Origin of the sequence: Vibrio sp. 2017_1457_13, from assembly GCF_030851525.1 — a bacterium.
Classification (GTDB): domain Bacteria; phylum Pseudomonadota; class Gammaproteobacteria; order Enterobacterales; family Vibrionaceae; genus Vibrio; species Vibrio metschnikovii.
In genome coordinates this window covers 1-7730 of the sequence record NZ_VHTA01000021.1, presented here as the reverse complement: position 1 = coordinate 7730, position 7730 = coordinate 1, and the positions used below count along the sequence as shown (strand labels likewise).

The following is a 7730-nucleotide window of genomic DNA, read 5'->3' as shown; positions in this document are numbered from 1 at the left end:
GAAGTGCTCTTTGATGGTATTAATATTCATGGCAACACCTTAAAAAAGGAGCATAAGATCACAGCCCGCACGTCAGGTCAAACTTAACCTCGCATTGCGCAAAAAACGTTCATGATCTTGCCCTGCCCCTGCAATGGCTTTATGTTTGCCATAAGAATATTTACATCTGAGTTGGATAGAGGATAGTACCCATTTCCTGCTCTATTACCACTTAAAAGCATTGATAGAGAAGAGTGTACAGGAGTATTTTGATTTATATACATGACGGGTGACAATCCATTACTCTGTGCCCACTCACGAGTTACACCGATTCCATAATTTCCATAGAAATCAACGTGGTCACTAACCCTGGATAAGGGAATATCACAAAAGCATACCATTGGGTAAGCTATACGATAACCACCATACCAGCCTGTATCTTCTATGCAGTACCTAGGCCAAAATCCATTTACCAGAATATCCTTTAAAAATTCGATGTTTTTGGTGAAATGAAACAAAGTATGAGACTTTGGTAACAATTTTATCTCCTTAATGAGTATTGAGTGATGATAATGCTAACGCCCAATTAAGTAGCCCGAAACGCTACTACCAACTTCCCGCACAACACCGTAATCACTAAACTCAACGCACAACAAAAATGCCACGCGTTGAGGGTCTGCTTGAATTGTTTGTTATATTTCAGTTCCAGATAGCTGCTGAAACACCAAGCAAACTTTGTAAAATAGCAAATAATATCAAATACTTAATCTAAAGTGAGCTAACGTTTGATACAAAAAAACAGTTAATCCTTAAATCGACTCAAACTTACCCATTGATTCTGATGATAAATCTCAGAGAAACAAACCATTAATGCAAACCAAATTAAAATTGCTGCCAAATGCGATTAAACGATAATGTTTGTTAGTCATTGATATACTTGATCAAACCAACAGCTATCCATCACAAGAAATTATCAACCAGCAAAGATCTCACATCACCACTTAACTTTTAAATTTGTAACACGTTGAATTCAAGAGAAATATAACGCCCGCTTAAGGGGCTGACAACGCTACTACCAAGTTTCCTCATAACACCGTAACCACAAAAACCAACGCATAATGAAAATGCCACGCGTTGGAAGTCCCTCTTGAAGCGTTTGTTATGCCTGTTTTACCCTTTGAGTGTAGTGTTCAAAAGCAACAACCTTGTCATAACCTTCAGATTCATAAAGTGATTTCGCTTTTTCGTTAGTTGATGACGTCGCTAATTTAACAGTTAACGCGTTCGTTTCATTCGCAAAATATTTCACTTTTTGGAGCAATGCTCTCGCAACTCCTTTATTTCGGGATCCATCGGAAACGAATAGATCATTGAGATACCACATCGGTTTCATTGCGACAGATGAGAATGATGGGTAAAGTTGCACAAAACCAAGAGCTTCATTGTTTTCGGTCATAGCTAAAAAAATCACAGATTCATTATTAACGAACCGATTTCTCAAAAATTCTCTAGCAGCATCAATATCCGATTTTTGCCCATAAAACTGACGATAATCATCAAATAAACTCACAATCTGATCTAATTCAGAAATTGCAGCCTTTAAAATCTTCATTTAACTCTCCTTGTCCATTAACAGGCATAACGCCGCATTAAGGGGCAGCCAACGCTACTACCAACTTTCCGCATAACATCGTAATCACAAAAACCAACGCATAATAAAAATGCCACGCGTTGGCTGTCCCTCTTAAATGCTTTGTTAGGCAGATAACTCCTTGGCCAACTCGATATCATTTAGAACAACGTCATTTGCACATTCTTCATTGATTTCACCTGTGGCTATAAAACCTTGCTTTATATAGAAATTTAATGCGTATGCATTACTATCAAGTGCCCACAACGTAACTTTTCTGGCTTTCAGTTTTCGAAGCATACTCTCGCATTCATCGTATAAAGATTGACCAACACCTGTACCAATTTTATCTGGGTCGATATAAATAGAACTCAGCTCATAAACATCAGTGCCTTTCAACGTTTTCGGTTGTCCAAAGCACAAAAAGCCACCCACTTTTCCGTCACAATCCGCAACGAGCACTTCCGCTAGTTCACGCTGAATGATGTTTAACCATAATTTCTGACGCTTTTCAAAGGTGTAACTGTCGATATAACTTTGAGGCATCAACCCACTGTAGGCATAAGCCCATGAATTGACATGTATACGTGCAATTTTATCAACATCACTTAGTAATGCCTTTCTAACTCTAAACTTCATGATTTCCCTATATGCCTAACGCCCGCTTAAGGGGCTGACAACGCTACTACCAACTTTCCGCATAACACCGTAACCACAAAAACCAACGCACAATAAAAATGCCACGCGTTGGAAGTCCCTCTTGAAGCGTTTGTTAGCCGATTTTCAGATCTAGCTTGAAATTACGAATGATTTTTTCATCCAAACAGCTGCGTAAAAACTTATTCATTGCTCTCATGTCATTAGAAGAATAGAAGTCAAGCATGAGCGTATTAAACTCTTGTTGACGCTTGGCTTGCACATTAATGATAGGGAAACCATTAGCTAACAAAATACCGTTCATCATGAACCGCCCCGTACGTTTGTTAACATCCCAAAAAAATTGAGCGCGTGCCATTTGTAAAAATGCAGTAATTGCTTGATCGTAAACATCAGATTCGCTATTCACCTGACTCTCAACTTCAAGCCATTTTTCGTCCAACTCATCTGGAGCCGGAGGCTCATACTCTGAACCCGTAATAGAAACGTAACCAGAGCGAAATTTACCCCACTCTAACGCTTCTTCTTTGCCAGCGATATTGTGGATTTTTAAGGCGGTTTCTTTATTAAATTGGAACTCACCTTGATCAACTAAGCCAAAAATAAACTCCCATGCTCGAGCTTGGTTCATTGCCATATTTTGATCACTAATTCGATGACCACCTACGGTGATCCCATCTAAAATGGTTTGCACCTCAGGTAAAGTCATTGCAACACCCTCGAGGTTAACAGCGTCATAAACCAAAGATGGTACATCTCTTTTGGCAAGTTGTTTAGCCAACGGTATATTTGGTTTCATATTCCACATGTTATCTGTCAATGCTGTCATGGTGATCTTCTTCTATGTAAGTAAAACTTGGTTAAGTATACACTTACTGATGAGTAAGGTGGTAGAAGTCGGCTAACGCCCGCTTAAGGGGCTGACAACGCTACTACCAAGTTTCCGCATAACACCGTAACCACCAAAATCAACGCATAATAAAAATGCCACGCGTTGGAAGTCCCTCTTGAAGCGTTTGTTATGCTTTATTACCTATTGATTACATTGAACTTTTACAATGTTCATTCGTTAAAGCCTCTTTAACTCAAAATGATAAACTTGCCTACTTTCAGCAATCATTGGTGCCGATAAGATCCCAAATAAGTTGAAGCGAATTAGCCTGCGGAATCAATGAACCAGCAACACCAAAGAAAGAGACCTTTCAGCAAAAATCGAACCTTTTACGCACACAATTTATCAGAGCAGAACCAGACAAAAGCGCACAAACATCGATAAACTTGCGCTAACCAAACACTGTCAGCAAGCTAGATGCCAATGAGATCCCAAACATGCTGAAGCGAAATAGCCTGCGGAATCAATGAGCAAACCACACCAAAGAAAGAGACCTTTCAGCAAAAATCGAACCTTTTGCGAGCACAATTTATCAGGGCAAAGTTGCCGAAAAAGCACGAGTATCGTTCAACTTTCAATAGCCAAAAAAAAGAACAATAAAATCATAATATCAACAACTTAGAAAAGGAAAGCTTCTGAATCAGACTAAGTTTTCCCATTAAAATTTATATATTGATTTTGCTGAGTCTCAATAAAGCATAACGCCCTGTTAAGGTGTGAGCAACGCAATACCGATGCTTCCGCATGCCACCTTAAACACTAAACACAACGCATAGTAAAAATGCCACGCGTTGCGAATCCCTCTTGAACCGTTTGTATGGATAATAACTAACGAATCAGGGTAAAGTGAGACCCAGACTTTAGCTGCAACTAAAGTTCTCTATCTGATAGTTCGATTGAACTGTGGCTCCTCTATCGAGAGACCGATAACAAGAGCGAACGTCAGATAGAACTCCAAGCACCACACTCGAATAGTCTTCTGGGTCTCGAACCCGCATTTAGCAAGCAAGAGTTAGCTTATTATGAATACAAATACACTGCAAAACATTAATGTCGGCGTTGATACCGGCAAGTCACAATTAGATATCTATATCCGTCCTCTCGATATCTATTTTAATGTCACCAATGATGAAAAAGGCATTAAACAAGCCATCAAAACCATTAAAAAGTACCACCCTGAACGTATTGTCATCGAAGCTACCGGACGCTTAGAAATGCCATTCATCTTAGCCTGTGACAACGCTAAGTTACCCTATGTCATTGCTAATCCATTACATATCAAAAAGTTCTCCGGAGCCCTTGGCCAAAGAGCTAAAAATGACCGCTTAGATGCTGCTCTTATTGCTCATTACGCGGAAGCGATTAAACCGGAGCTCACACAATTAAAAAGTGAAAACATTCGTTTAATGAGTGACTTAGTGACAAGACGCAACCAGTTATTGACCATGCAAACCATGGAAAAGAACCGCGCTCAAATCATGCCTAAGACTGTTACGTCATCGATTAAATCCCTACTTACCATGCTCAAAAAACAGATAGAAAACATTGAGACTAGAATCGAAAAACTCATCGAGACATGCCCTGATTACCAAGCCAAAAATGAGCTATTACAGAGCGTACCTGGCATCGGAAAAATTGCGGCAGCCTCCATCATCAGTAACGTACCTGAGCTGGGCTACATCACCAACAAACAAGCGGCTTCATTAATCGGTGTCGCTCCCATTACTCGAGAAAGCGGTAGTTATAAAGGCAAGAGAATGATCAAAGGCGGACGCATGCAAGTCAGGACGGTTTTGTACATGGCCATGATGTCTGCAATGCAATGTAACCCTGTTTTTAAACAGCACTATCAAAAGTTATTAGCGGCAGGCAAACCTAAAAAAGTAGCGATCATTGCTTGCGTCAGAAAGATGGTAGTTATCCTAAATTCTATGCTCAGAGACGGCTGCATGTGGGATACAAACAGCGCCAAAATTAACTCTTGACGCCATAGTCTCTTGTTATATTTTCGTTCTCAACGCTAATGTGACCGAGAGTTTAAGATCAACGAAAAATCATTAACAAACTGATACTTCTCGACTTTCTAAAACCGTAGCAGCGTCGGCTCGCTCAATAATTTTTAACAATACCGATTGAATTGATTCATCTTCTCGAACATCTTTATCACTCGTAAATCGCTGAATTTGCGGTTCAGCATTTTCTTCAGCAATAAAAGTGATGACTACTTCGGTAGCGAAATCTGTCGTTTTGCCGAAATATTCTAAAGATATTTGCGGATAACCTTTGAAACCTCTTTGTACTCGTTTCAATATGCGTTTTTTCGCTTTATCCACGTTCATCATGAATCCTTTTGATTGCTGAACTTAAAAAAAATATAACGCCGCGTTAAGGGGTGAACAACGCAACTACCAGCTCACCGCATTGCACTAAAAACCAATAAAATCAACGCATAATGAAAATGCCTAGCGTTGTGAATCCCTCTTTAACGCCTTGTTAGGCAGATAACTCCTTAGCCAACTCGATATCATTTAGAACAACGTCATTTGTACGTTCTTCATTGATTTCACCTGTGGCTATAAAACCTTGCTTTATATAGAAATTTAATGCGTATTCATTACTATCCAGCGCCCACAACGTAACTTTTCTGGCTTTCAGTTTTCGAAGAATACACTCACATTCATCGTATAAACACTGACCAACACCTGTGCCAATTTTACCTGGGTCGATATAAATAGAACTCAGCTCATAAACATCAGTGCCTTTCAACGTTTTCGGTTGTCCAAAGCACAAAAAGCCAGCCAATTTTCCGTCACAGTCCGCAACGAGCACTTCCGCTAGTTCACGCTGAATAATGTTTAGCCATAATTTCTGACGCTTTTCAAAGGTGTAACTGTCGATATAACTTTGAGGCATCAACCCACTGTAGGCATAAGCCCATGAATTGACATGTATACGTGCAATTTTATCAACATCACTTAGTAATGCCTTTCTAACTCTAAACTTCATGATTTCCCTATCTGCCTAACGCCCGCTTAAGGGGCTGACAACGCTACTACCAACTTTCCGCATAACACTGTAACCACAAAAGCCAACGCATAATAAAAATGCCGCGCGTTGGAAGTCCCTCTTGAAGCGTTTGTTATGCTTTATTACTTATTGATTAAATTGAACTTTTTCAAAATTTATTGGTTCAATCCACTTTAACTCAAAATGATAAACTTGCCTACTTTCAGCAAACATTGTTGCCGATTAGATCCCAAACAAGTTGAAGCGAATTAGCCTGAGGAATCAAGGAGCAAACAACATCAAAGGAAGAGACCGTTCAGCAACAATCGAACCTTTTGCGTACACAATTTATCAGAGCAGAGCCGCACAAAAGCGCACAAACATCGATAAACTTGCGCTAACCAAACACTTTCAGCAAGTAAGATGTTCATGAGATCCCAAACATGCTGAAGCGAAATAGCCTGTGGAATCAATGAACAAGCAACACCAAAGAAAGAGACCTTTCAGCGACAATCGAACCTTTTGCGTACACAATTTATCAGGGCAAAGTTGCCGAAAAAGAACAAGTATCGTTCAACTTTCAATCGCCACCAAAAAGAACAATAAACTCATAACATCAATTAATTAGAACGGAAAACCTCTAAGTCAGACTAAATTTTCCCATTAAAATTTATATATTGATTTTGCTGAGGCTCAATAAAGCATAACGCCGCGTTAAGGGGTGAGCAACGCAACTACCAACTCACCGCATTACACTAAAAACCAATGAAATCAACGTATAACGAAAATGCCGCGCGTTGCGAATCCCTCTTGAACGCCTTGTTATGCCGCTAGCTGAAGCGTGAAGCCAGCTTCTTATAAACAGCGTCTTTATCTCGTTTACCAACAGCGAGTACATAAACGACAACTTCATTGTCGATGACTTCATAAGCCAAACGATAACCAGATGTACGAAGTTTGATTTTGTAAACAGAATCATAACCCCGTAACTTTGATGATGGAATGTGGGGATTTTCTAGCCTTTCTTTGAGTTTCTTTTTAAATTGACTCTGAATCGTTGGCGCTAGCTTACTCCACTCCTTTTGGGCTGCTGGCAAAAACTTTAACTTATAAGTCATCAATATTGATTTCCACAGCTTGCGACAAATCACCACGACGACTATCTACTATTTGGGAAAGCTCATAATCATCAAGCATATCCATCAGATACTCGTAAGTTTCAGCCGGTACAAGGTAAGCTGCGGGTTTGTTGTGGTTAAGGATCGCAATAGCTGAACCATCAGCCTCGTTCAAAAGAGCTGTTGGATTTTTCTTTAACTCTGAAATACTGGCAGAGCAATTCGCTAATACCTGTCTCATAACTTCACCATATAAGCATTAAAATCAGACCTAATTTTAGACCTTAATTTAAGTAATTGCTAGAGGTTTACAAAAGAGGCATAACGCCCGCTTAAGGGGCTGACAACGCTACTACCAAGTTTCCTCATAACACCGTAACCACAAAAACCAACGCATAATGAAAATGCCACGCGTTGGAAGTCCCTCTTGAAGCGTTTGTTATGCCTG

General features: G+C 39.8%; 9 protein-coding genes. 1 reads left to right on the top strand and 8 read right to left on the bottom strand.

What is annotated here, in order from left to right:
- Positions 1 to 83: 83 nt before the first annotated feature.
- The 4 genes from FKN88_RS17065 to FKN88_RS17050 form a co-directional block, all read right to left on the bottom strand.
- Entirely contained in the window at positions 84 to 518 is a 435-nt protein-coding gene (locus FKN88_RS17065) for an abortive infection system antitoxin AbiGi family protein (RefSeq protein WP_306687751.1), read from the bottom strand.
- Positions 519 to 1138: 620 nt separating this feature from the next.
- Positions 1139 to 1591, bottom strand: coding sequence for an N-acetyltransferase (locus FKN88_RS17060; RefSeq protein WP_102887665.1), 453 nt, complete (start codon positions 1589 to 1591; stop codon positions 1139 to 1141).
- 144 nt (positions 1592 to 1735) lie between these two features.
- A complete protein-coding gene (locus FKN88_RS17055; RefSeq protein ID WP_306687750.1) occupies positions 1736 to 2248 on the bottom strand; it encodes a GNAT family N-acetyltransferase in 513 nt (170 codons plus the stop codon).
- Between the two features lie 133 nt (positions 2249 to 2381).
- Positions 2382 to 3095: a Fic family protein gene (locus FKN88_RS17050; RefSeq protein ID WP_170906800.1), complete on the bottom strand. Its 714-nt coding sequence runs from the start codon at positions 3093 to 3095 to the stop codon at positions 2382 to 2384.
- Between the two features lie 1085 nt (positions 3096 to 4180).
- On the opposite strand from FKN88_RS17050, the gene FKN88_RS17045 reads away from it, so the two are divergent.
- Entirely contained in the window at positions 4181 to 5143 is a 963-nt protein-coding gene (locus FKN88_RS17045; protein ID WP_306687749.1) for an IS110 family transposase, read from the top strand.
- 72 nt (positions 5144 to 5215) lie between these two features.
- On the opposite strand, the gene FKN88_RS17040 is transcribed toward FKN88_RS17045, so the two are convergent.
- From FKN88_RS17040 to FKN88_RS17025, 4 genes are all read right to left on the bottom strand, one after another.
- On the bottom strand, positions 5216 to 5497 hold the full coding sequence (locus FKN88_RS17040) for a hypothetical protein (RefSeq protein WP_170906768.1): 282 nt from the start codon (positions 5495 to 5497) through the stop codon (positions 5216 to 5218).
- 154 nt (positions 5498 to 5651) lie between these two features.
- On the bottom strand, positions 5652 to 6164 hold the full coding sequence (locus tag FKN88_RS17035) for a GNAT family N-acetyltransferase (protein ID WP_306687748.1): 513 nt from the start codon (positions 6162 to 6164) through the stop codon (positions 5652 to 5654).
- An 830-nt stretch (positions 6165 to 6994) separates the two neighbouring features.
- Positions 6995 to 7282 (bottom strand): type II toxin-antitoxin system RelE/ParE family toxin, encoded by a 288-nt coding sequence (locus FKN88_RS17030; RefSeq protein ID WP_033928085.1) that lies wholly within the window; start codon positions 7280 to 7282, stop codon positions 6995 to 6997.
- A complete protein-coding gene (locus FKN88_RS17025) occupies positions 7272 to 7523 on the bottom strand; it encodes a type II toxin-antitoxin system Phd/YefM family antitoxin (RefSeq protein WP_001250181.1) in 252 nt (83 codons plus the stop codon). The genes FKN88_RS17030 and FKN88_RS17025 overlap by 11 nt, the downstream gene beginning before the upstream one ends.
- Positions 7524 to 7730 lie beyond the last annotated feature (207 nt).

Bases quoted from the DNA above. Each gene is read 5' to 3' on its own strand.
- FKN88_RS17035 (WP_306687748.1), bottom strand. From the start codon at position 6,164: ATGAAGTTTAGAGTTAGAAAGGCATTACTAAGTGATGTTGATAAAATT.
- FKN88_RS17025 (WP_001250181.1), bottom strand. From the start codon at position 7,523: ATGAGACAGGTATTAGCGAATTGCTCTGCCAGTATTTCAGAGTTAAAG.
- FKN88_RS17060 (WP_102887665.1), bottom strand. From the start codon at position 1,591: ATGAAGATTTTAAAGGCTGCAATTTCTGAATTAGATCAGATTGTGAGT.
- FKN88_RS17055 (WP_306687750.1), bottom strand. From the start codon at position 2,248: ATGAAGTTTAGAGTTAGAAAGGCATTACTAAGTGATGTTGATAAAATT.
- FKN88_RS17030 (WP_033928085.1), bottom strand. From the start codon at position 7,282: ATGACTTATAAGTTAAAGTTTTTGCCAGCAGCCCAAAAGGAGTGGAGT.
- FKN88_RS17050 (WP_170906800.1), bottom strand. From the start codon at position 3,095: ATGACAGCATTGACAGATAACATGTGGAATATGAAACCAAATATACCG.
- FKN88_RS17040 (WP_170906768.1), bottom strand. From the start codon at position 5,497: ATGAACGTGGATAAAGCGAAAAAACGCATATTGAAACGAGTACAAAGA.
- FKN88_RS17045 (WP_306687749.1), top strand. From the start codon at position 4,181: ATGAATACAAATACACTGCAAAACATTAATGTCGGCGTTGATACCGGC.